Here is a 23,127-nt window from a genome sequence, read left to right on the forward strand (position 1 = left end):
ACGCAGGGTTATTTCGATGCCATCCCTAAGCCATGCTCACGATAATGAGAAAACCTTAATTCAACACTTCCGTGAATAATAACATGAAGGGGGATAAACGAATAAATACCCCTTTTGCACGGTTTTGCGTGAAATGTGGCTTATGGCTCAATAAATGTCTTTTTTACCCGCTCAGAGCGCTTGATATAAGGCACAAACAGTGCTGCGCCCAGCAGGGTAATAAACAGGTTGCGCAGGGCGATGGCGTCTGACACCGGGGCAAATGCAAAGGTTTTCAATGCCAGTAGCAGCATCAGCAGCAGCCAGATGATGAAATGCTTCGGAAAACGGCGGGAACGCTTGCCATACAGCAACAGCAGCCAAAAAGTGTACATCCAGATCAACACCGTGGTGACGAAAGAAATATACCACTGAACGGAAAACGCCTGGCTGTTCGCCAGCAGTTGTGAACGGGTTTCCGGCAGCACGACGGTCATGACGTAGATGATCAGCATCAGGCTGGAGCTGAGCAGCACCAGCAATAAATACACCATCGGGGCAAACAGCCAGCCGCCAAGCAGAGAAGGTTTAGACATCTGTTTCCAGCCTTAATATCAGGCTCCCCGCAGGGAGCCGGGTAATGAGATAACGACCGCAGCCAAAAATATTCCTCAGCTTAATCCTCGGATGTTTCCGGCGCTATCAATATCGATGTGCCGGTAAGCCGGCTGTGTGCTCAGCCCGGGCATCGTAACGATATTTCCGGCATAGACGCGGATAAAACCGGCGCCGGCGCACACTTCCAGCGCGCTTACCGGAATGACGAAACCATGCGGCACGTTTTTCAGCGCGGAATCGGCGCTGATCGACAACGGCGTTTTCGCCATGCAGAGCGGTAAATGGCCGAACCCACGGCGTTCCAAATCGTCGAGCGTTTCCTGAGCCTGCACGCTCAGTTCCGCGCATTCCGCGCCGTACCCCTGACGAACCAGTTGCTGAATTTTTTCCGCCAGCGGCAACGTGTCGGGATACAACAGCGTGACCTCGCCGGTTTCGCGGCAGGCGGCGACAACGCATTCAGCCAGGCGGGAGGTGCCTTTGCCGCCGCAGGCGAAGGCGTCGCTGACTTCCACGCCGAATGCGCCGCGGGAAAGGGCGAATTCGCGTACGTAAGACAGTTCTTCGGCGCTGTCTTCCGGGAAGCGGTTAATGGCGACCACGACCGGCAGCCCGTAGCGGCGGGCGTTGGCGATGTGCCAGCCCAGATTGGCGCATCCTTCGGCCAGCAGGGGAAGGTTGGCGTGACGCACCTCATCGGGCAGCGATTGCCCCGGCTTCATATTGAATTTGCCGCTGTTTGCTTTCAGGCTGCGCAAGGTTGCGACCAGCACGATGCAGGACGGCGCAATGCCTGCCTGGCGGTATTTGATGCTGAAGAATTTCTCCATGCCCATATCGGAGCCGAAACCGGCCTCCGTCACCACGTAGTCGGCCATCTGCAACGCCATGCGGTCCGCCAGCACGGAGGAATTGCCGTGCGCGATGTTGGCGAAGGGGCCGGCATGGATCAGCACCGGCGTATTTTCGCTGGTTTGCATCAGGTTAGGGTGAATGGCGTCGCGCATCAGCACAGTCATGGCGCCGGCCACCTCCAGGTCCTCCGCAGTAATGGCGTGACCCTGTAACGAATAGGCGAGAATAATGCGACCAATGCGCTGGCGCATGTCGGCCAGGTCGTTCGTCAGCGCCAGAATAGCCATCAGCTCGGAGGCGGCGGTGATTTCAAAACCATCGTGACGCGTAACCCCGTTGCTGCCGCCACCGACGCCGATTTCTATTTCTCGCAGCGCGCGGTCATTATGGTCGACGACCCGCTTCCAGACCACGCGCCCGGGATCGATATCCAGCCGCGCCATACCGGTGTGTTCGCTGAATTTATCGCCCAGACGTTGTTCATGGAACAAACGGGCGTCAAGCGCCGCGGCGGCAAGATTATGCGCTGCGGAAATGGCGTGAATGTCGCCGGTGAGGTGCAGATTCAGGCGCTCCATCGGCAAAACCTGCGCTGCGCCGCCACCCGCCGCACCGCCTTTTACGCCGAAAACCGGCCCCAGGCTGGGCTGCCGGATGCAGGCGATGGCTCGCTGCCCGATGTGGTTGAGACCCTGACTCAGGCCGATGGTGGTGACGGTTTTTCCTTCGCCCAGCGGCGTCGGCGTAATGCTGGAAACCAGAACCAACCGGCCATTACCGGCGCCGGGGCGCAGGGCGGCAATGTCAATTTTTGCGACGTGTTCGCCGTAAGGCATCACGTGGCGGGATTCAATGCCCAGAGCGGCGGCAATCTGGCTGATGGGGCGTAACATTGGGGAAGCGTTGTCGGTCATCGCGTATCGTAATCCTTAACTGGAAAGCATGGGCCGCAGACCCGGGATAACGTCGCGGCGCATTATGCCACAACGATTAACCGGCCGGTATGTTCAGGAAGAATTATCCGATGGTGACAGCGGGAAAAGCGGGCCTTCTGGTGGCAGAAGGCCCGGAAGATCAGCGTTTCAGCGTGTAGTAAGCTTCGTTCCAGCGGATTTCGTTCTTCAGCGCCGGCAACGTGGTGTTCTCATCAATCAACAGGAACTCAATGCCCTGCATTTCCGCATACAGACGCAGATATTCGGTATTCAGCGCCTGGGTGAACACGGTGTGGTGCGCACCGCCGGCGATGATCCAGGCTTCCGCGGCAACCGCCAGCGAAGGCTGCGCTTTCCAGATGGCGCGCGCCACCGGCAGCTTCGGCAGGTCGTGGGGCTGATCGATCGTGTCAACCGTGTTGACCAGCAGGCGGAAACGGTCGCCCAGGTCGATCAGGCTGGCGTTCAGCGCCGCGCCGGCCGGCGCGCTGAACAGCAAACGCGCGGGGTCAGCTTTGCCGCCGATGCCCAGATGCTGTACGTCCAGCACCGGTTTGCTTTCTTTGGCGATGGAAGGGCAAACCTCCAGCATATGGGAGCCAACCACCAGATCGTTACCCGGCTGGAAGTTGTAGGTGTAGTCTTCCATAAACGACGTGCCGCCTTTCAGGCCGCCGGCCATGACTTTCATGATGCGCAGCAGGGCGGCGGTTTTCCAGTCGCCTTCCGCGCCGAAGCCGTAGCCTTGCTGCATCAGGCGCTGAACGGCCAGGCCGGGCAACTGCTTCAGGCCGTAAAGGTTTTCAAAGGTGGTGGTGAAAGCACGGAATCCGCCTTTTTCGAGGAAATGCTTAATGCCCAGCTCGATACGGGCGGCGTCGATCAGGTTCTCCCGCTTGCTGCCGCCGGCCTTGACCGCATCGGTCAGAATGTAGCTGGCTTCATATTCTTCTATCAGGGCGTTGATATCCCCCTGGCTGACGGCATCCACCACCGACACCAAATCGCCCAGCGCATAACCGTTTACGCTGTAACCGAACTGGATCTGCGCGGCGACCTTATCGCCTTCCGTGACCGCCACTTCGCGCATGTTGTCGCCGAAGCGCGCCACTTTCAGATGCTGGCCTTCCTGACGGGCGGCCGCCACGCGCATCCAGCGGGCAATGCCTTCGTGCGCGCGGGCATCTTCCCAGTGACCGGCCACCACGCTGTGTTCCTGGCGCATGCGCGCGCCGATGAAGCCGAACTCACGGCCGCCGTGGGCGGTTTGGTTCAGGTTCATGAAGTCCATGTCCATGGTGTCCCAGGGGATGTGGGCGTTGAACTGGGTATGGAACTGCAACAGCGGTTTTTCCAGACGCTTCAGGCCGTTAATCCACATCTTGGCCGGAGAGAAGGTGTGCAGCCAGACCAACAGGCCGATACAGTTGTCCTGATAGTTGGCGTCGCGGCATAGCGCAGTGATTTCATCGGGCGTGGTCGCCAGCGGCTTCATCACCAGCTTCACCGGCAGTTTGACGCCGTTCAGGTGCGCAACTACCTGTTCCGCCTGCTGCCTGACCTGTTGCAGGGTTTTTTCCCCGTACAGATGCTGACTGCCGACGACAAACCAGACTTCATAATGATTGAACAGTTCCATAATTACTCCTGGGATCGCGGCCCGCCGCGGCGGGCCAGTAACGTAACGGGGAAGCTCAGGCTTTGGCCGGGGCGGCGTAACAGGGCTCCGCGCTGCGGCACCACTGCTGATAACGTTCATAAAGCTGTTGATAACGGGCGACGCGGTTGCTGTCCGGGTGCAAAGTGCTTTCCACCCGGCTGGCCATGTGGCGCTGGGCGGCGGCGATGTCCGGATGCGTCCCGGCGGCCACGGCGGCGAAAATGGCGGCGCCGAGCGCGCAGCATTGATCGGAAGCGACAATCTGCAATGGGCGGTTCATGACGTCGCAGCACACCTGCATGATCACCGGCGACTTGCGCGCGATGCCGCCCAGCGTCAGTACGTTCTCAACCGGAATTCCCTGTTGCTCGAAACACTCCATGATGGCGCGCGCGCCGAACGCGGTAGCGGCGATAAAACCGCCGAACAGCGCCGGGGCGTCGCTGCCCAGGTTGAGGTCGGTGATCACGCCTTTCAGGCGCTGGTTGGCGAACGGGGTGCGGCGGCCGTTGAACCAGTCCAGCACCACCGGCAGATGTTCCAGATCCGGATTGTCGGCCCAGGCCTGCGTCAGTTGGGGAAGCAGTTGCTGCTCCAGCGCGGCGAACGTTTCCGCCTGTTGCGGATATTGTTTCGCCGCCTGACGCAGCGGCCAGGCCAGCAGGCGGCTGAACCAGGCATACATGTCGCCGAAGGCGGATTGCCCGGCTTCCAGGCCGATGTAGCCCGGCACCACGCTGCCGTCCACCTGACCACAAATCCCGGCGATGGTACGGTCGCCGACCACCTCGCGCTCGGCGATCAAAATATCGCAGGTGGAGGTGCCGATGACTTTCACCAGCGTATAAGGCTGAGCGCCGGCGCCGACGGCGCCCATATGGCAGTCGAATGCACCGCCGGAGAGCACCACGCTTTCAGGCAGCCCCAGCCGCTGCGCCCACTCCGGGCTGAGCGTGCCGACCGGCAGATCGGCGGTGTGGGTATCGCCGAACAACGGCTGTTGCAGCCGTTCCGTCAGGCAGGGATCGAGCGCCTGTAAAAACTCACGCGGCGCGATGCCGTTCCAGTCCGGATGCCACAGCGACTTATGCCCGGCGGCACAGCGCCCGCGCCTGAGATCCTGCGGGCGGGTGGCGCCGGCAAGCAGGGCGGGCACCCAGTCGCACAGCTCAATCCAGGAAACCGCTGCATCGCGCACCGCGGCATCTTCCCGGCTGACGTGCAGGATCTTGGCCCAAAACCATTCAGAGGAATACACGCCGCCGATATAGCGGGTGTAGTCGGGGAAACTGCCGTCATGGCACAGCCGGTTGATCTCTTCAGCCTCGTTGATGGCCGTGTGATCTTTCCACAGCACGAACATAGCGTTGGGGTTATCGGCGAATTCAGGTTTCAGCGCCAGTATCTGGCCGTCCCCGTCCATCGGGGCGGGGGTAGAGCCGGTTGAATCGACGCCGATGCCGGTGACCGCCGCGCGCTGCGCCGGCGTCATGCGATCGGTGACGGCGCGGATCGCCTGTTCCAGCGATTCAATATAGTCCAGCGGATGATGGCGGAACTGGTTATGGGACGGCTGACAATATAAGCCCTGCCGCCAGCGGGGGTAGTACACCACTTGCGTATCCAGCTCCTGGCCGGTTACGCAATCTACCGCCAGCGATCTTACGGAGTCACTGCCGAAATCAAGTCCGATCGCAATAGGGTTAACGCTCATTCCCTCACTCTCCTGTCGCTATGAACCGTTTGTCTTTCAGGCCGGGCCTGAAATCCGTCGGGTATAGATTTCACTGCTGAACAACATAGTGAAAGCGGGATCGGCGGGTGAGGAAACGTTAGCTGCAAGTATGTATTTTTCTGCTCTCACAGCCGGTTTTGTGACTGGCTTCAAAACTCATAATGGGGAGTGATTGGCTGAATATATGCACAAATGAGCTGTAATCTTCCTGTGTGATTTTGATCTGCATTCTGTTACGGATTTGCAGCTAAAACGTTGGCAGCGGACGTCTTTCAAGGTTCACACGTCCCGCGCTATTTGGTTTTTATTCCGATTACCGCCCGACGTCATTATGACGATAAGTACAAGACCGGAGATTACAAATATGCATAAACTCACTAAGGCTTTAGCTGCGATTGGGCTGGCTGCCTTTATGTCACAATCCGCTATCGCAGATGAGCTGAAGCTGGGCTTTCTGGTGAAACAGCCGGAAGAACCCTGGTTCCAGACAGAATGGAAGTTCGCCGATAAAGCCGGCAAAGATTTGGGCTTCGACGTCATCAAAATCGCCGTTCCTGACGGGGAAAAAACCCTGAATGCGATCGACAGCCTGGCGGCCAGCGGGGCGAAAGGGTTCGTCATCTGTACGCCGGACCCGAAACTGGGGCCGGCTATCGTTGCCAAGGCGCGCAGCTATGACCTGAAGGTGATCGCAGTTGACGATCAGTTCGTCAACGCCAAGGGCAAACCGATGGACAGCGTGCCGCTGGTGATGATGGCCGCGACCAAGATCGGCGAGCGTCAGGGGCAGGAGTTGTGGAAAGAGATGCATAACCGCAACTGGAAAGTCGAAGAAACCGGCGTAATGGCGATCACCTCCAACGAACTGGACACCGCCCGCCGCCGTACCACAGGCTCCATGGACGCGCTGAAGGCCGCCGGCTTCCCTGCCGCGCAAATCTATCAGGTTCCCACCAAGTCTAACGATATCCCCGGCGCGTTTGACGCCGCCAACTCCATGCTGGTGCAGTATCCGAAGGTGAAGAACTGGCTGATCGTCGGCATGAACGATAACACCGTGCTGGGTGGCGTACGCGCTACGGAAGGCCAGGGCTTTAAGGCTGAAAACGTGATTGGTATCGGCATCAACGGCGTGGACGCGGTAAGCGAACTCTCCAAAGAAAAAGCGACCGGCTTCTTCGGTTCTCTGCTGCCCAGCCCGGATATCCACGGCTACAAGAGCATCCAGATGCTTCAGGAGTGGGTAACCAAAGGCGTTGAGCCGGAGAAATTCACTGAAGTCACCGATGTGGTGCTGATTACGCGCGACAACTTCAAAACTGAATTGCAGAAAAAAGGCTTGATGTAACAGGCTGCCGGGCGGCATGGCGCCGCCCGGTATCGTTCGATGCGGATTACGGCGTGAGGAGAAGGTCATGACTTCCAACGTACCCTATCTGGAATTCAGTCATATCGGTAAAACATTTCCCGGGGTGAAGGCGCTGGATGACATTAGTTTTTGCTGTCATGCGGGGCAGATCCATGCCCTGATGGGTGAAAACGGGGCAGGAAAATCAACGCTGCTCAAGATCCTGAGCGGCAGCTACACCCCCAGTGCGGGGGAGATCAAAATCAAGGGCAACACCGTTCAGTTCGCAAACACGATGGACGCCCTGAACAGCGGCGTGGCGATCATCTATCAGGAACTGCACCTGGTGCCGGAGATGAGCGTTGCCGAGAACATTTATCTCGGCCAACTGCCGAGCAAGCGCGGCTTGGTGAACAAGTCGCTGCTGAACTATGAAAGCGGGTTGCAGCTTCAGCATCTGGGACTGGACATCGATCCGCAGACGCCGCTCAAATATTTGTCCATCGGCCAGTGGCAGATGGTGGAAATCGCCAAAGCGCTGGCGCGTAACGCGAAGGTCATTGCGTTCGATGAACCGACCAGTTCGCTGTCGGCGCGCGAAATCGAACAGCTGTTCCGGGTTATTCGCGAACTGCGCGCCGAAGGGCGCGTCATCCTCTATGTTTCCCACCGGATGGAAGAAATATTTGCGCTCAGCGATGCGATTACGGTCTTTAAGGACGGGCGTTACGTGCGCACGTTCGACGACATGAGCCAGGTTAACCACGACACGCTGGTGCAGGCGATGGTGGGACGTGATCTGGGCGATATCTACGGCTATCAGCCGCGCGAATGCGGTGAAGTGCGTCTCGACGTACGCAATGTGGTGGCGCCGGGCGTGAAGAAACCGGTTTCCCTCCAGGTGAGACGGGGTGAAGTGGTCGGCTTGTTCGGGTTGGTCGGCGCCGGGCGCAGCGAACTGATGAAGGCGCTGTTCGGCGGCACCCGCATCACGCAGGGTGAGGTTTTGCTCGACGGCAAAACCATGAACGTGCGTTCCCCTATCGACGCTATCCGCCAGGGCATGATGCTGTGCCCGGAAGATCGCAAGGCCGACGGCATTATTCCCGTTCACTCGGTGTGCGAGAACATCAATATCAGCGCGCGGCGCAACACCCTCACGGCCGGTTGCCTGATCAATTCGCGCTGGGAGTCGGAGAACGCCGACAAGCAAATCGGCGCGCTCAATATTAAAACGCCGAGCCAGGAACAGCTCATCATGAACCTCTCCGGCGGCAACCAGCAGAAGGTGATACTCGGACGCTGGCTGTCAGAAGAGATGAACGTCATCCTGCTGGATGAGCCGACGCGCGGTATTGATGTCGGCGCCAAACACGAAATTTATAACGTCATCTATCAGTTGGCCCATCAGAGGATTGCTGTACTTTTCGCTTCAAGTGACCTGCCGGAGGTGCTGGGGCTGGCCGATCGGGTCATCGTCATGCGCGAGGGGGAAATTGCCGGTGAACTGCGGCGCGGGGAGGCCAGCGAGGCTGAAGCCCTGGCGCTCGCCATGCCGAAATCCACCGTTGCGCAAACCGAATCCGCCGTTTCACACCAGGTAGCCTGACCGTACAGGGGAATGAATTTATGTCTAACATCAGCTCATCGCCGGCAACGGCGGTTAAAAACAAAAGTCGTCTGAGTTTCGGACGCATCTGGGACAGCTACGGCATGCTGGTGGTGTTCGCCGTACTGTTTTTAGGCTGCGCGGTATTTGTGCCGAACTTCGCTTCCTTCATCAACATGAAAGGGCTGGGCCTGGCGATTTCCATGTCGGGCATGGTGGCCTGCGGTATGCTGTTCTGCCTGGCGTCGGGAGACTTCGACCTCTCGGTGGCGTCGGTCATTGCCTGCGCCGGGGTGACCACGGCGGTGGTGATCAACCTCAGTGAAAGCCTGTGGATCGGCGTCTTTGCCGGTTTGCTGCTAGGCGCGGGGTTCGGACTGCTTAACGGTTTCGTTATCGCCAAGCTGAAAATCAACGCCCTGATCACCACGCTGGCTACCATGCAGATCGCCCGCGGCCTGGCATACATCATCTCCGACGGTAAAGCGGTGGGGATTGAAGACGAAAGTTTCTTCACCCTGGGCTATGCTTCCTGGCTGGGGCTTCCTGCGCCCATCTGGATCACCATCGGCTGCTTTATCCTGTTTGGCTTCCTGCTCAATAAAACTACCTTTGGCCGTAATACGCTGGCTATCGGCGGCAACGAGGAAGCGGCGCGGCTGGCCGGGGTGCCGGTTGTACGCACCAAGATCATTATCTTTACCCTGACCGGGCTGGTTTCGGCGGCGGCGGGGATTATCCTGGCTTCACGTATGACCAGCGGCCAGCCGATGACCTCCATCGGTTATGAGCTGATCGTCATCTCCGCCTGCGTACTGGGCGGCGTTTCCCTGAAGGGCGGGATTGGTAAAATCTCTTACGTGATTGCCGGGGTATTGATTCTGGGAACGGTAGAAAACGCCATGAACCTGCTGAACATCTCTCCGTTCGCCCAGTACGTGGTGCGCGGCGTGATTCTGCTGGCGGCGGTAATTTTCGATCGCTACAAGCAGATGGCTAAAACTAAGGCATAAATTAACAAAGAGTTTTATCCCATTCACACTTTTCATTTTTACCGGGCGAAATTGCTGCACTGCCCGGTAAAATGATGTTTCAACGTGATGCCGGGAGGCGAGATGTATCAACGCTTGACGCAGGATGCCCAGCCGAACCCCTTGTTGCCGGGGTACAGTTTTAATGCTTATCTGGTGGCGGGGCTTACCCCGATCATCGCGGATGGTCCGCTCGATTTTTTTATCGATCGTCCGGACGGCATGAAAGGGTACATCCTTAACCTGACGATTAAGGGAGAAGGAAAGGTCTTCGACGGTGAGGAGACGTTTTACTGCAAGCCGGGCGAGCTGTTGCTGTTTCCGCCCAAAGCCACACACTATTATGGCCGTGCGCCGCAGAGCGACTGCTGGTATCACCGCTGGGTTTATTTCCGCCCGCGCGCCTATTGGGCAGACTGGCTGGAGTGGCATAGCCAGGTTCACGGCGTAGGGCACATGGTGCTGCCGGAGAATGCGTTGCTGGAGTTTGACCGCCTGTTCGCCAATATTGAGCAGACGCATAAGTCCGGCCGCCGCTTTGCCGAAGAGCTGGCCATGAATCTGCTGGAGCGTCTGCTGTTGCGGGCGATGGAGGAAGATCCGCAGGCGCCGGAGCGCATTATGGATGCGCGTATCATCGAGGCCTGCCAGTTCCTGACCAATAATCTGGCGGAAGAAATGCGTATCGAAGACGTGGCGCGTCATGTTTGCCTGTCGCCGTCGAGGTTGGCGCATCTGTTCCGTGAGCAGGTTGGGGTGAATATTCTGCGCTGGCGTGAAGATCAACGCGTGATCCGCGCCAAACTGCTGCTGCAAACCACCCAGGAACCTATCGCCACCATCGGCCGGGTGGTGGGCTATGACGATCAACTCTATTTCTCCCGCGTGTTCCGCAAGCGGGTCGGCGTCAGCCCCAGCGACTACCGGCGCAAGAACCATGAACTGAATGAGCCGCTGATGAGCGCCGGAGAACGGCGTCAAACGGAGGGGCACAGCACCTTATTGCGGGTATGAGCGCGCAGCGCAGATCATCAGCTTTCTTCCCCGGCGGGAGCGTATTTCAGCGCTCCCGCTTCGCTTTTCCCCTGAACATCCTTTTCCCATAGCGTCTTGCGCGTGCTGTGGCTGTTAATAATCAGTTGCCCGGCCAGATAAAAACCGCTATCAAAGATGCAATAAACGGATAAATCGTTAACAATTATTGATAATGTGCAGAATGTCTGCCAGATGATGAAGAGAGGAACGCTATGGCTGAAAGTCTCCGGGTTGGCCTGATTGGTTATGGGTATGCCAGTAAAACCTTCCACGCGCCGTTGATTGCCGGCACGCCGGGGCTGACGTTGGCCGCTGTGTCGAGCAGCGATGCCGGTAAAGTGCTTGCCGACTGGCCGGGAATGACGGTGGTGGGGGAACCGGAGCAACTGTTCAGCGATCCCGGCATCGATCTGATAGTGATCCCGACACCGAATACCACGCATTATCCGCTGGCGAAAGCGGCGCTGCTGGCCGGTAAACATGTGGTGGTGGATAAGCCTTTTACCATTACGCTGCACGAGGCGCGGGAGCTGGAAATGCTGGCCCGCCAGCAGAAACGCGTGCTGTCGGTATTTCACAACCGCCGCTGGGACGGCGACTTCCTGACGGTGAAATCCCTGGTCAGCGAGGGCGCGCTGGGCGACGTAGTGTATTTTGAATCGCATTTTGACCGTTTCCGCCCTGAAGTCCGCGATCGCTGGCGTGAGCGTGCCGGGGCAGGAAACGGCATCTGGTTTGATTTGGGCGCGCATTTGCTTGATCAGGCGGTGCAGCTGTTTGGCAAGCCGCAGAGCCTGTTTGCCGATCTGGCGCAACTGAGGCCGGGGGCACAGACGACGGACTATTTCCACACGGTTCTTTTCTACGCTGACAAGCGGGTGGTGTTGCATGCCGGTATGGTGGTGGCGGCCGAGTCGCCGCGCTTCGTGGTACACGGCACGCGCGGAAGCTATATCAAGCGCGGGCTGGATCCGCAGGAGGATCGCCTCAAATCCGGCGAGCGTCCGCCGCAGGCCGACTGGGGTTACGACATGCGCGACGGCGTACTGACGCTGGTGCAGCAGGACGTTATGGCGGAGCAGACGGTGTTGACGATTCCGGGCAACTATCCGGCGTACTATGCCGGTATCCGCGATGCGATTAACGGAGACGGTGAAAATCCGGTACCCGCCGGGGAGGCGATTTTGGTGATGAAATTACTGGAACTGGGGGAGGCGTCGGCCTTACAGGGGAGAGTCATGCCGGTTGTGGATGCATAACACAAGGTTTACCGGGTTTCGTGTCGCCCCTGGCGGGCGACCGTAACCGGGAATTGGGGAGCAGCCCACTAAATAATACTCCGGGCTTTGGCAATATTTTAAGAATCTCTTTCGGCAAGGATTTTTCATGTCTTGGTTGCAGCGGTTGCGTATTGATAAGTTTCTTTTGATCCTGGTGGTTGTCGTCGCGCTCGCCTCAGTATTCCCGTGCGAAGGGGCATACAAAACCTTCTTTCAGTACTTAACCACCGCGGCAATCGCGCTGCTGTTTTTCATGCACGGCGCCAAGCTCTCCCGTGAGGCCATTTTGTCCGGAATGGGGCACTGGAAACTGCATCTGGTCGTGTTTCTCAGCACCTTCGCCCTGTTTCCGGTGCTGGGGTTGGCGCTGAACGCGGCCGTGCCGACAATGTTAAGCCCGGCGCTATATTTGGGGTTTCTCTACTTATGCGCGCTGCCGGCGACGGTGCAGTCCGCGATTGCCTTTACGTCCATGGCCGGGGGAAACGTAGCGGCGGCAATCTGCAGCGCGTCGGCGTCCAGTATTCTCGGCGTTTTTCTTTCGCCGGTGCTGGTGGGACTGCTGATGCATACTCAGGACGGGGAAACTGACACCCTGCATGCCATCGGGGCCATCATTATGCAACTGATGGTGCCGTTCATTATCGGCCATCTGTCGCGTCCACTGATCGGTGGCTGGGTCGACCGGCACCGCAAACTCATTAACGTTACCGACCGTTCCTCAATCCTGCTGGTGGTATACACCGCCTTCAGCGAAGCGGTGATTGAAGGCATCTGGCATCAGATTGACGTGTGGTCTTTTGTCAGTATCGTCGTGTTCTCCATGATTTTGCTGACCGTGGTGCTGATTATCAATACTTACGCCGCGCGCTGGCTTGGATTCGACACCGCCGATGAGATCACGATTGTGTTCTGCGGCTCCAAGAAAAGCCTGGCTAACGGAATTCCGATGGCTAACGTGCTGTTTTCCGCTCAGGCCGTGGGGATGATGGTATTACCGCTGATGATTTTTCATCAAATTCAGTTAATGGTGTGCGCGGTATTGGCGCAGCGTTACGCCCGTCGTTTCATCAAATAATCTAATCGCGCCGCCCGGACATTCGAACAGGCTATTGATTACGTTGCGGAGCGCAACCCTGTCGCCGCGCTGGAACAGGATGAAGCCGTAATTCGCCAGACTGCGCGGTTGGCTGACGTGCCGCGGCTTGGTGTTGTACCGGGTGATGAGAACATAAGAATACTGGTGATTGCCGGCACGCCTTTTATCGTGGCTTACCGGGTGAAGAGGGCGCGCATTGAGATCTTCCGGTTTATTCATTCAGCCAGAAAGCGACGCCTCCGCTGATTATGGCCGGAATGTATCCGGATCCCGGCCATATTGCCGTGCTTAGGCGGCTTTCTTATCCCGCAGCGCCTGTTTTTCTTTTTCACTGAGAAACGCCGTCGTCAGGCCGTTTTGCTGAGCGATACGGATTTCCTGCGCGCTCAATCCCGCGGCCGGTGCGGCAACCTGATATTCATGGCCGATTTCAATGCCTTCAACTGCCGGATCGTCGGTATTGATGGATGCCAGAATGCCGTGGCGCAGGAAACGGGCCAGCGGGTGATGCTCCAGTGACGCCACCGTACTGGTCTGAATGTTTGAGGTCAGGCAGGACTCAATACCGATGCGTTTCTCGGCCAGGTAGTCCATGAGTTTTGCATCTGAGACGGCGTTTACCCCATGACCGATGCGCTCCGCGCCCAGTTCGTTAATCGCCTGCCAGATGCTCTCCGGGCCGGCCGCTTCACCGGCATGCACGGTAATGTGCCAACCTGCATCACGGGCGCGGCGGAAGTGATCGAGGAACAGCGAACCGGGGAACCCGAGTTCATCACCTGCCAGATCCAGCGCGGTGATGCCGTCACGGCAGGCGAGCAACGCCTCCAGTTCGCGCAGGCAGGCATCGGTACCGAAGGTACGGCTCATGATGCCGATAAGTTTTGCCTCCACGGCGAAGTCGCGGACGCCGGCGCGCACGCCGTCGATAACGGCTTCCACGACGCCCTGGACCGGCAACTGGTGTTTCATCGCCATGTAATACGGGGAAAAACGCAGTTCCGCATAATCAATGCCGGCTAGCTGCAGATCCTGCACATTTTCATAGGCGACCCGGCGGCAGGCATCCAGCGAACCGAGAACGGCAACGCCCCAATCGAGTTTTTGCAGAAAACTCACCAGATCCGGCGCGGTTTCCGTAATCTGAACGTGCGGACGCAGGGCTTCCAGCTCATCGGCCGGTAGCTCAAGGTTAAACTGGCGACCAAGCTCCAGGATGGTATGCGGACGGATGTTGCCGTCAAGGTGGCGGTGAATATCGGTGAGGGGAAGGTGAGGGTCGATCATCATAATGGCGCGCATCCGTTAAAAGGGAGTGCGTATCATTATAAAAACATTTTTCTGCAACAATCCATGCTGTTGCAGAAAAATGTGATGTTAATATCAATTATTGCGCGTGAATCGTCAGTTTATTCAGGGCGGAAATGAGTTTTTCTACGCCCAGCTCAACTTTGCTGCGCGGGCAACCGACGTTCAGACGCAAGAATCCGCGTCCTTCTTCGCCGTAGGTGAAGCCCGGCATGATCGCGACTTTTTCTTCATCAATCAGGACCTGCTGCAATGCCTGATCGTCAACATTCAGAGGGCGCAGATCAATCCACGCCAGGTAGGTTGACTGCGGCGGTTGCCAGTTAAGTACCGGAAACGCACGGTTCAGCGTATCGGCAACATATTGTAGGTTATCGCTCAGATAAGCCCGCAGCGCATCCAGCCAGGGTTGGCCGTCACGATAAGCGGCAATATGCGCGGCAACGGCCAGTACGGCGGGGGAAGAGAGTCCGTCACGGCTTTTCAGTTGCAGAAAATAAGCATCGCGGGAAGCGGCGTCGCTGATGAAGCCATAGGCGCCGGTCAGGGCCGGAATGTTGAAGGATTTGGACGCGGAGGTCAGCAATGCCCAGGGAGTACGGCCCGCTTCGCTCCAGGGAGTATGGCGGGCATCACCCCAGGTCATATCCATATGGATTTCGTCGCTGATTACCCGCACCTGATGGCGTTCGCACAGTTCGGCCATGGTATCCAGCTCGGCCCGGCTCCAGACTTTCCCCGTCGGATTATGCGGGCTGCACAACAGCAGAATTTTGGTAGAAGGACGCGCCAGCAGGGCTTCCAGATGAGCCATATCGCACATCCAGTCGCCGTTATGGCGCTGGAGCGGGCAGGCCAGTAACTGGCGCTGATTGCCGAGAATCGTTTTATAAAATGCGTCGTAAGCCGGCGTGTGCACCACTATGCCTTCGCCGGGCTGTGACCAGATGCGGATTAACTGCGCCACCATGTAAATGACGGAGGGGCCGTAAACCGCCATGTCGGTATCGATGGCGCAGTTAAAGCGCTGGGCGTACCAGTGACGGATCGCACCGAGAAAATCTTCGTGCTGCCAGCGGCTGTACCCGAGTACGCCGTGAGCCAGGCGTTTTTCCAGCGCCTGCAAAACGACGGGGGCGGTAGCGAAGTCCATATCGGAAATGGTAAACGGCAGCAGATCGCTGACGCCGAAGCGGTCGCCGGTGTAATCCCACTGGGTGCACCAGGTGCCGTGACGGTCGATCGGCGTGGAAAAATCAAACATGGGTTCACTCACTTGTTCTGTTACGTGAAAACGGGGCGTCAGACGCCCCGTTGAAAGCGATCAGGATGCGGGCTGACTGATCAAATAGTCTAATTCATCTTTCACGGATTGTACCTGCGGCCCGATGACCACCTGCAGGTTGTGCTCATTAAGATGCACGACGCCAATAGCGCGCAGCGCCTTGAGTCGGGCATCATCAACCAGGCTCATGTCTTTCACCGACATACGCAGGCGGGTGATGCAGTTATCCAGCGACACGATGTTTTCCGCACCGCCCAGCGCACTCAGGATGGCGGGGACGTTATAGCCGGACTTACTGTTCGGTACCGGTGCTGTTTTCTCCGCGGAGGCGGCACCATTGTCAACGTCGCGGCCCGGCGTTTTGATGTTAAAGCGGGTGATGGCGAAGCGGAAAATCATGTAGTACGCCGCAAACCAAACCGCTGCGACAACCGGCACCAGATACCATTTGGTCTGCATGCCGTGCAGGATGCCGAATACAACGAAGTCGATAATATTGCCGTCGGTATTTCCGATGGTAACGCCCAACAGCGCCATAACGGTAAAGCCCAGGCCGGTCAGAATCGCGTGAATCAGGTACAGGAACGGCGCGACGAACAGGAACAGAAACTCGATCGGTTCCGTCGTGCCGCCGACGACGCAGGCAACTACGCCGGAAATCAGCAGACCCTTGATCTTATGACGGTTCTCAGGACGCGCGCAGTGGTACATCGCCAGGGCCGCGCCGGGCAGGCCGCCCAGGAACGCCGGCATTTTCCCCTGTGACAGGAAGCGGGTGGCGCTTTCTGCAAAGCCCTGGGTCGTCGGGCAGGAGAGTTGCGCCTGGAAGATGGTCAGGGCGCCGCTGACGCTGTGTCCGCAAACGTCCATCGTGCCGCCGGCTTCAGTGAAACGGATCAGGGCGACCAGGATGTGATGCAGGCCAAACGGCAGCAGCAGTCGTTCGCCGGAGCCGAAAATCATGGGGCCGAAAGCGCCGGCGCCGTTGATCAGGCGTCCCAGCCCGTTAATGCCCATCGCAAACCAGGGCCAAATCAGGGGAACCAGCAGACCGATCAACCCCAGTACTACGGTCGTTACGATCGGCACGAAACGCGTGCCGCCGAAAAACGCCAGCGCGTCCGGCAGACGAATGGTGTTAAAACGCTCATGCAACAGGTAAACGATGATGCCGACGATGACCGCGCCCAGGATCCCGGTGTCGATGGACTGAATGCCCAGCACGCTCTGGATGTTGTTGGCTTTGAGAATGGCCGGATCGGTGGTCGGCAGAATGCCTTGTGTCGTCAGGTAGAAGTTGGTCGCCAGGTTGAATACCGCAAAACCGACGAAGCCGGCAAAGGCGGCAACACCTTTGTTTTCACGCGCCATGCCCAGCGGAATCGCGATGGCGAACATCACCGGCAGGAAGCTGAAGGCAAACGAGCCGATTTTGCTCATCCAGGTGAAGACCAGCTGGAAAGCCGTATGGTTGAGGAACGGCAGCAGGGTAATAACGTCACGGCTGCTCAGGGAACTGCCGATTCCCAGCATTATGCCGCAGAACGACAGCAATGCCACAGGCAGCATAAAGGTTTTGCCGAGGCTCTGGAAAAATTCCCACAGCGTGATCTTCTGTTTCGTAGGGGTGGGCATAACGACTCCTGGATGATAACACGGGCCGAAGCACGGGCTGATAATTTAGGTAAAATAAGATAAAACGTTTTACCAAAGAAAAATACGGGGATGATCACAGAAAAGCTCGATAGATCGGCGTCATATTTTGCCATCTTCAGTTAAACGTTTTATCGAATCTGAGGTAAAGTAACGTCATCATTTACCGGGGTATTCGCAAAGACGATAACCAATGGCGATCGGGTGGAGTATGAGTTCAAAAAAGATCACCATTACGGATGTGGCAGAGCACGCAGGTGTATCGGTGACGACGGTCTCTCTGGTGTTGAGTGGTAAAGGACGGATTTCAGAAAAAACGGCCGTCAGGGTAAACAAAGCGATTGAGGCGCTTGGTTACATCCGTAATCAGCAGGCGGCAATGCTGCGCGGCGGTGGTTCTAACGTTATCGGGCTGATCGTCAGCGACATCAGCGAGCCGTTTTATGCCGAAGTGGCGGCCGGTATCGGTGAAATTCTGGACGGGCAGGGAAAGGTGCTGTTTTTGACCCAATGCGGCAGAAACGGCCGCAATCTTGACCGTTGTTTTGACAGCCTCAGCGCCTACGGCGTTGACGGCGTGATTATCGGCAGCGGGCGCTTTCTGAATGACGTCGTGAAACAGAAAGCCCGGGACGTGCGGCTGCCGCTGGTATGTGCCGCACGCGCCAGCGAGTTCGATGACATCGACGTAATTCGCCCTGATAACTCTCTGGCGGCCAAAGTGGCGACCGAGCACTTAATTAAACACGGCCACCGGCAGATTGCCTACCTGGGCGGAGAAGGCGGCTCGTTAACCCGGGCTGAACGATTAGGCGGCTTCTGCGCCGCATTATTGCAGTATGGACTGCCGTTTCGCCCGGAATGGATGGTGGAGTGTGATTGCCGGCAGCAAGCGTCGGCACAGGCAGCGCAGGAATTACTGACCCATAATCCTGAGATTACCGCTATTCTCTGCCATAAGGCGTCCGTGGCGCTGGGCGCCTACTTCGGCGTGTTAGGCACCGGTTACACCGTGGGTAAAGACAACAACGAAAGCTATTTTACCCGCCAGGTGGCGTTAATTGGTTTCGGCGATGTGCCAGAGGCCGAGCTGACCAACCCGCCGCTGACTTTCATCAGCAGTTCCGCGCGTGAAATTGGTCACAGTGCCGCAAACCGGCTGCTGCAACGCATCGAGATGCCTGACGAACCGCCGCAGCACATTATTTTGCCGCCGAAGCTGATCGCCAGGGGATCGGTATAAAAAAACGCGGGAGAGGACATTCCCGCGTTTTTAAATGAGAAAACGGATGTGAGATCCGCTTAGTTGGCGGGAGGGACTGCAATGGATGGCTGCGTTTGCTCCGGTGCCGCGTCGTCAGGCGCTTGCTCAAACCCCTCAGGCTGACTCATCATCATTTGAAGCAGTTCTTCCGCTGACATTTTCTGCCCGTTAAGGTCAATCACGCCATCGGCGTAGTGCAGGGTGCTGATGATGCTGTTGTCCTGTTTCTTCGTCAGTTTGAACATTTCGCCCATTGCGGCCAGGCTGTCTACCTTCTCCTGCGCCAGTGAAGCGGCATCTTCGCCGCTGTAACCCATCATTTCGCCGGACTGCTTCACCCATTGTGTCGCCATCGGAACGGAAAGGTTCAGCGCGGCGTCCAGCTTACCGATGGCATTCAGCATCCCCAGTTCCGGACGTGTTCCTTTTTGCGGATCGTTCAGCGTAATGTCCAGCGTAAAGGTGCTTTCCCCCTGGCTGTTTTTCCAGCTCAGCGGTTGCAGCTGAATGGTTGGCTTACTGGCCAACAGGGCAGGCAGGTTTTGGCCCAACAGGGCGATGACCTGCTCCTGATAGGCATCAGGATCGATATTTTCCCCTTTCGCCAGCATTGTGGTGACCAACGCATTGTATTGTTCACTGAATTTCTTCAGCTGTGCGCCGTCAATGCCGCTGAATTTGATATTAGCTTTACCGGAGCCGAAATCCTGATCTTTGATTTTAAACGCATCCAGCGTGTAGGTGAGCGCACCGTTGATGTCGTTTTCGCTGCCATCGTTCACGATGCCGTCCAGCGCGAAGTTTTCCAACTGAACGCCGTCCTGACCGTCGATGCCGAGGTTCAGCTTTTTCACCAGAATTTTTTGCGTTCCGGTACTCAGGCCGAACTTACCCAGTTTGGTGTCGTTGTCGAGGCTCAGCCCCTGTAAGGTCAGGTTCTCGGTTTCGCCATGTTGATTGGGGGCGCTGATAAACAGGCTATCGCTGGCGATGGTCATTTTCATGGCCGAAAGATCGCGGCCTACATCGGCATCAATGGTTGCCCCGCTGAATTTTATGCTGGTTTTATCTTTAACAAAGTCGACCGGTACGAAATCAATCCGGGAAGACGTATCGCCGCTGTAAGCGATGCGGGAATTGATGTCGAAAGGCGACTGGCCTTTCGTTGCGTCGAAAATGGCTTTCACGGCCGGTGTATTTTCCAGCTCAGTATGCACGGAGGCCATCGAAGGAATCAGATTAAACCGCTTAAGCTGGCTGAGCGGGAACGGGCCATGGTCGATGGCCTCTTTCAAAACAATTTTTTGATCCGGCTTCAGGGCGCTTTCACCTTTAAATGCCGGATCGGCCTGTAAGGTAAAGCGTACGTCGGTAGAAAACAGATGGCGTTGATAATCCTCATAGCTGAGTTTTACGCCGGCTTTGGGGAAATATTGAGTGATAGCGTCATTGGCCTTGGTGACTTCCCCGGCCATCCGTTCTTCCAGGAGGGTGCCGGTGTACCATGACGCACCGGTCCAGGCTGCGCCCAGAACAACGATGACAGCTACCGCAACCGCTGATTTTTTCATAAAGACGTTCTTCCTTAAGCCAGAGGACAATGCAGGGATGTCAGCCAGTGTCCCGGAGATAAAAATAAAACGCCCGCAGGCGTTTTAGCATTGTGACGTCAAATTCGTTGTATTAGCAAACAAAATCCGGGAGGACGGGCGTTAAAGATCGTTAAACACCCGCGCCAGATGCCCGCTGCCCTGAACGCTGACCGGCGATTCGGCGGCGGAAATGTAGCAGGATTCACCCGGTTTCAGAGTGAGTTGCTGATTGCCTTTACTTAACGAGGCTTCACCGTCAATACAGAAAACGATGGCCGCGCTTTCCTGAGCCAGCGTCTGGGGCGTGGCGTTCAGTGTGTGTACGGCAAAGGCGAAATCGTCCACCGGGATCGGGAACCGGGTTTCCGCGCCGTTAATCTGCGGCGTGGTCAGCAGGTTGCTGGCCGGTTTTTCGATGAATTCCACGTTAGCCAGCAGTTCGGGAACGTCGATGTACTTGGGCGTCAGGCCGGCGCGCAGTACGTTGTCGGAGTTCGCCATGATTTCCAGGCCGACTCCTTCCAGATAAGCATGCGGCGTTTCGGCATACAGGAACATGCCCTGACCGGGCTGCAGGGTAATGACGTTCAGCAACAGGGGCGAAAACAGACCGCCGTCGTCGGGATAGAAACGTGCGATACCGCGAATGGCATCCCAGGCCGCGCCTTGCTGCGTCTCCAGGGCGCCTTTCAGCACGTTGAGGGCATGCGCTTTTTGCGCATCTTCCATTACCAACAGGTTGCCGAACAGCGTGGTCAGGTGTTGTTTATCAGGGTGCGCCAGGAAAGCGGCGATATCCGGATGCGCATCCTGAACAGGCTTCAACAGCACGGCGATTTCGGCCAGCGGGCGAAAGCCGTTCATCGCGCGAAACGACGTCAGGGCGTAAACCAATTCCGGCTTGTGATTGGGATCTTTGTAATTACGGTTGGCAGCGCTGAGCGGGATTCCGGCAGCCTCTTCGCGCGCAAAACCTTCTTCAGCGGACTTTTTGCTGGGGTGAACCTGAATGGAGAGCGGTTGAGCGGCGCACAATACTTTGAACAGAAACGGCAATTCGCCGAAGCGTTTCGCAACCTTGCCGCCCAGGTTTCCCGCCGTATCCGCGGCGATCTGATCGCGCAACGGATGCAGATTACCGTTTTTATCCGCTACGCGGGAGCTGTTCAGCGGATGGGCGCCCATCCAAAGCTCCGCCATCGGTTTGTCTTCGGGATTCGGGAAGCCATACAGTTTGCTGAGCGCGTCGTGGCTGCCCCAGGCATAGTTTTGTATGGCATTAATCATCTTCTGCATTTGGTATGATCCATGGTTAACGGGCTAAAGTGAATAACTACGTAAGTAAACAGGATCGTCGCCCGGGCGTGCAACCGGTTGGCGCAATAAAACCGGGAAAAACGCAAGCGTATGGCGACTGCGATGATTTTTTGACGGAGGAATCTGATGACAACGTTCCGGAAAGAAAAAGATTCAATGGGCGAAATTTCGGTTCCGAACGCGCGTCTGTGGGGCGCGCAAACCCAGCGTTCGCTGGAGCATTTCCGTATTTCGGTCGAAAAGATGCCTGCGGAATTGATTACTGCGCTGGCGCAGGTGAAAAAAGGCGCGGCGCTGGCGAATATGGCGTTAACGTTGCTGGATGAAACGAAAGGCGATGCTATAGTCCGGGCGGCCCAGGATGTCATCGACGGTAAACTGCCGGGCGAGTTTCCGCTGGCGGTCTGGCAAACCGGCTCCGGTACGCAAAGCAACATGAATATGAACGAAGTGTTGGCAAACCGGGCCAGCGAGCTGCTGGGCGGTGAACGCGGGGAAGCGCGGAAAGTGCATCCCAACGATGACGTCAACAAAAGCCAGAGCTCCAACGACGTCTTCCCGACGGCGATGCACGTGGCGGCCGTGACGGCATTAGTCCAAAACCTGCTGCCATCGCTGAGGATGTTGCATCAAACGTTAAGTGACAAGGCGCTGGCGTTCAGCGACATCGTGAAAATCGGGCGGACGCATTTGCAGGACGCCACGCCGCTGACGCTGGGGCAGGAGATATCGGGGTGGGCGGCGATGCTGGCGCATAATCAGCGTCATATCGAAAACGCGCTGCCGCATCTTTATGAGCTGGCGTTGGGCGGCACTGCGGTTGGCACCGGGCTGAACACGCATCCGCAATATGCCGAACGCGTTGCACAAGAAATCGCAGGTTTGTGCGGGCTTCCTTTTGTTACCGCGCCGAATAAGTTCGAGGCGCTGGCGGGGTGCGATGCGCTGGTTCATGCCCATGGTGCATTAAAAGGGCTTGCCGCGTCGTTAATGAAAATCGCCAATGATGTACGCTGGCTGGCATCCGGGCCGCGTTGCGGCATCGGCGAATTGCAGATTCCGGAAAACGAGCCGGGAAGTTCGATTATGCCGGGGAAAGTGAACCCGACCCAATGTGAAGCCATGACCATGTTGTGCGCCCAGGTAATGGGGAATGACGTGGCGATCAATATCGGCGGCGCATCCGGGAATTTTGAGCTAAACGTTTTCCGTCCTTTGATCATCCACAATTTTCTGCAATCCGTCCGTTTGCTGACGGACGGCATGAACAGCTTTAATGAACATTGCGCCCGTGGCATTGAGCCGAACCGCCAGCGTATCGGGCAATTGCTGAATGAGTCCCTGATGCTGGTGACGGCGCTGAATACCCATATTGGTTATGATAAGGCGGCAGAAATCGCTAAAAAGGCGCATAAGGAAGGGACGACGCTGAAAGCGGCAGCGCTGTCCCTCGGCTATCTTACTGAACAACAGTTTGATGAATGGGTGCGCCCGGAAGCAATGGTGGGGAGCATGAAGGCGTGA

At 57.2% G+C, this 23,127-nt stretch carries 17 protein-coding genes and 1 pseudogene; 9 read left to right on the plus strand and 9 right to left on the minus strand.

Annotated features, from left to right (window positions below; translation table 11 throughout):
• Positions 1 to 140: 140 nt before the first annotated feature.
• The 4 genes from C8D90_RS02795 to C8D90_RS02810 form a co-directional block, all read right to left on the minus strand.
• A complete protein-coding gene (locus C8D90_RS02795; protein ID WP_115456878.1) occupies positions 141 to 575 on the minus strand; it encodes a DUF2569 domain-containing protein in 435 nt (144 codons plus the stop codon).
• Positions 576 to 650: 75 nt separating this feature from the next.
• Complete coding sequence (locus C8D90_RS02800; protein ID WP_115456879.1) at positions 651 to 2,366, minus strand: formate--tetrahydrofolate ligase; 1,716 nt, start codon at positions 2,364 to 2,366, stop codon at positions 651 to 653.
• Between the two features lie 160 nt (positions 2,367 to 2,526).
• The gene (gene araA, locus C8D90_RS02805) at positions 2,527 to 4,026 is read right to left on the minus strand and encodes an L-arabinose isomerase (RefSeq protein ID WP_115456880.1); all 1,500 of its coding nucleotides are present in this window, start codon (positions 4,024 to 4,026) and stop codon (positions 2,527 to 2,529) included.
• Between the two features lie 55 nt (positions 4,027 to 4,081).
• Positions 4,082 to 5,761, minus strand: coding sequence for a ribulokinase (locus C8D90_RS02810; protein WP_115456881.1), 1,680 nt, complete (start codon positions 5,759 to 5,761; stop codon positions 4,082 to 4,084).
• Positions 5,762 to 6,146: 385 nt separating this feature from the next.
• Between C8D90_RS02810 and C8D90_RS02815 the strand changes: the two genes are divergently transcribed.
• The 7 genes and pseudogenes from C8D90_RS02815 to C8D90_RS02845 form a co-directional block, all read left to right on the plus strand.
• Positions 6,147 to 7,130 (plus strand): arabinose ABC transporter substrate-binding protein, encoded by a 984-nt coding sequence (locus C8D90_RS02815; protein WP_115456882.1) that lies wholly within the window; start codon positions 6,147 to 6,149, stop codon positions 7,128 to 7,130.
• A gap of 67 nt (positions 7,131 to 7,197) precedes the next feature.
• The gene (gene araG / locus C8D90_RS02820; RefSeq protein ID WP_115456883.1) at positions 7,198 to 8,739 is read left to right on the plus strand and encodes an L-arabinose ABC transporter ATP-binding protein AraG; all 1,542 of its coding nucleotides are present in this window, start codon (positions 7,198 to 7,200) and stop codon (positions 8,737 to 8,739) included.
• A 20-nt stretch (positions 8,740 to 8,759) separates the two neighbouring features.
• The gene (araH, locus tag C8D90_RS02825; RefSeq protein WP_115456884.1) at positions 8,760 to 9,752 is read left to right on the plus strand and encodes an L-arabinose ABC transporter permease AraH; all 993 of its coding nucleotides are present in this window, start codon (positions 8,760 to 8,762) and stop codon (positions 9,750 to 9,752) included.
• A gap of 102 nt (positions 9,753 to 9,854) precedes the next feature.
• Positions 9,855 to 10,784, plus strand: a complete 930-nt coding sequence (araC, locus tag C8D90_RS02830) for an arabinose operon transcriptional regulator AraC (protein ID WP_115456885.1) — start codon at positions 9,855 to 9,857, stop codon at positions 10,782 to 10,784.
• Positions 10,785 to 11,017: 233 nt separating this feature from the next.
• Entirely contained in the window at positions 11,018 to 12,064 is a 1,047-nt protein-coding gene (locus C8D90_RS02835; RefSeq protein WP_115456886.1) for an oxidoreductase, read from the plus strand.
• Between the two features lie 127 nt (positions 12,065 to 12,191).
• Positions 12,192 to 13,163: a bile acid:sodium symporter family protein gene (locus C8D90_RS02840; RefSeq protein WP_115456887.1), complete on the plus strand. Its 972-nt coding sequence runs from the start codon at positions 12,192 to 12,194 to the stop codon at positions 13,161 to 13,163.
• A 12-nt stretch (positions 13,164 to 13,175) separates the two neighbouring features.
• Positions 13,176 to 13,430, plus strand: a pseudogene (locus C8D90_RS02845) (type II toxin-antitoxin system RelE/ParE family toxin); the annotation flags it as partial.
• A gap of 42 nt (positions 13,431 to 13,472) precedes the next feature.
• On the opposite strand, the gene add reads toward C8D90_RS02845, so the two are convergent.
• The 3 genes from add to malX all read right to left on the minus strand — a co-directional run bounded on the left by add (position 13,473) and on the right by malX (position 17,412).
• Positions 13,473 to 14,471 (minus strand): adenosine deaminase, encoded by a 999-nt coding sequence (gene add, locus C8D90_RS02850; protein ID WP_115457246.1) that lies wholly within the window; start codon positions 14,469 to 14,471, stop codon positions 13,473 to 13,475.
• A 100-nt stretch (positions 14,472 to 14,571) separates the two neighbouring features.
• A complete protein-coding gene (locus C8D90_RS02855; protein WP_115456889.1) occupies positions 14,572 to 15,756 on the minus strand; it encodes a MalY/PatB family protein in 1,185 nt (394 codons plus the stop codon).
• Positions 15,757 to 15,816: 60 nt separating this feature from the next.
• Positions 15,817 to 17,412 (minus strand): maltose/glucose-specific PTS transporter subunit IIBC, encoded by a 1,596-nt coding sequence (malX, locus tag C8D90_RS02860; protein WP_115456890.1) that lies wholly within the window; start codon positions 17,410 to 17,412, stop codon positions 15,817 to 15,819.
• A gap of 229 nt (positions 17,413 to 17,641) precedes the next feature.
• Here malX and malI point away from each other — a divergent pair, with 229 nt between their 5' ends.
• The gene (gene malI / locus C8D90_RS02865; RefSeq protein WP_115457247.1) at positions 17,642 to 18,673 is read left to right on the plus strand and encodes a Mal regulon transcriptional regulator MalI; all 1,032 of its coding nucleotides are present in this window, start codon (positions 17,642 to 17,644) and stop codon (positions 18,671 to 18,673) included.
• A gap of 59 nt (positions 18,674 to 18,732) precedes the next feature.
• Here the strand turns inward: malI and C8D90_RS02870 are convergent, their stop codons facing one another.
• The gene (locus C8D90_RS02870) at positions 18,733 to 20,265 is read right to left on the minus strand and encodes a YdgA family protein (RefSeq protein ID WP_115456891.1); all 1,533 of its coding nucleotides are present in this window, start codon (positions 20,263 to 20,265) and stop codon (positions 18,733 to 18,735) included.
• 141 nt (positions 20,266 to 20,406) lie between these two features.
• Positions 20,407 to 21,582: a mannose-6-phosphate isomerase gene (gene manA, locus C8D90_RS02875; RefSeq protein ID WP_115456892.1), complete on the minus strand. Its 1,176-nt coding sequence runs from the start codon at positions 21,580 to 21,582 to the stop codon at positions 20,407 to 20,409.
• A gap of 147 nt (positions 21,583 to 21,729) precedes the next feature.
• On the opposite strand from manA, the gene fumC reads away from it, so the two are divergent.
• Positions 21,730 to 23,127, plus strand: a complete 1,398-nt coding sequence (gene fumC / locus C8D90_RS02880; protein WP_115456893.1) for a class II fumarate hydratase — start codon at positions 21,730 to 21,732, stop codon at positions 23,125 to 23,127.

It is taken from the genome of Enterobacillus tribolii, from assembly GCF_003363015.1.
Classification (GTDB): domain Bacteria; phylum Pseudomonadota; class Gammaproteobacteria; order Enterobacterales; family Enterobacteriaceae; genus Enterobacillus; species Enterobacillus tribolii.

Bases quoted from the DNA above. Each gene is read 5' to 3' on its own strand.
- araG (WP_115456883.1), top strand. From the start codon at position 7,198: ATGACTTCCAACGTACCCTATCTGGAATTCAGTCATATCGGTAAAACA.
- C8D90_RS02810 (WP_115456881.1), bottom strand. From the start codon at position 5,761: ATGAGCGTTAACCCTATTGCGATCGGACTTGATTTCGGCAGTGACTCC.
- malX (WP_115456890.1), bottom strand. From the start codon at position 17,412: ATGCCCACCCCTACGAAACAGAAGATCACGCTGTGGGAATTTTTCCAG.
- fumC (WP_115456893.1), top strand. From the start codon at position 21,730: ATGACAACGTTCCGGAAAGAAAAAGATTCAATGGGCGAAATTTCGGTT.
- C8D90_RS02855 (WP_115456889.1), bottom strand. From the start codon at position 15,756: ATGTTTGATTTTTCCACGCCGATCGACCGTCACGGCACCTGGTGCACC.
- C8D90_RS02795 (WP_115456878.1), bottom strand. From the start codon at position 575: ATGTCTAAACCTTCTCTGCTTGGCGGCTGGCTGTTTGCCCCGATGGTG.
- C8D90_RS02835 (WP_115456886.1), top strand. From the start codon at position 11,018: ATGGCTGAAAGTCTCCGGGTTGGCCTGATTGGTTATGGGTATGCCAGT.
- C8D90_RS02800 (WP_115456879.1), bottom strand. From the start codon at position 2,366: ATGACCGACAACGCTTCCCCAATGTTACGCCCCATCAGCCAGATTGCC.
- araA (WP_115456880.1), bottom strand. From the start codon at position 4,026: ATGGAACTGTTCAATCATTATGAAGTCTGGTTTGTCGTCGGCAGTCAG.
- malI (WP_115457247.1), top strand. From the start codon at position 17,642: ATGAGTTCAAAAAAGATCACCATTACGGATGTGGCAGAGCACGCAGGT.
- araH (WP_115456884.1), top strand. From the start codon at position 8,760: ATGTCTAACATCAGCTCATCGCCGGCAACGGCGGTTAAAAACAAAAGT.
- C8D90_RS02870 (WP_115456891.1), bottom strand. From the start codon at position 20,265: ATGAAAAAATCAGCGGTTGCGGTAGCTGTCATCGTTGTTCTGGGCGCA.
- C8D90_RS02840 (WP_115456887.1), top strand. From the start codon at position 12,192: ATGTCTTGGTTGCAGCGGTTGCGTATTGATAAGTTTCTTTTGATCCTG.
- araC (WP_115456885.1), top strand. From the start codon at position 9,855: ATGTATCAACGCTTGACGCAGGATGCCCAGCCGAACCCCTTGTTGCCG.
- add (WP_115457246.1), bottom strand. From the start codon at position 14,471: ATGATCGACCCTCACCTTCCCCTCACCGATATTCACCGCCACCTTGAC.
- C8D90_RS02815 (WP_115456882.1), top strand. From the start codon at position 6,147: ATGCATAAACTCACTAAGGCTTTAGCTGCGATTGGGCTGGCTGCCTTT.
- manA (WP_115456892.1), bottom strand. From the start codon at position 21,582: ATGCAGAAGATGATTAATGCCATACAAAACTATGCCTGGGGCAGCCAC.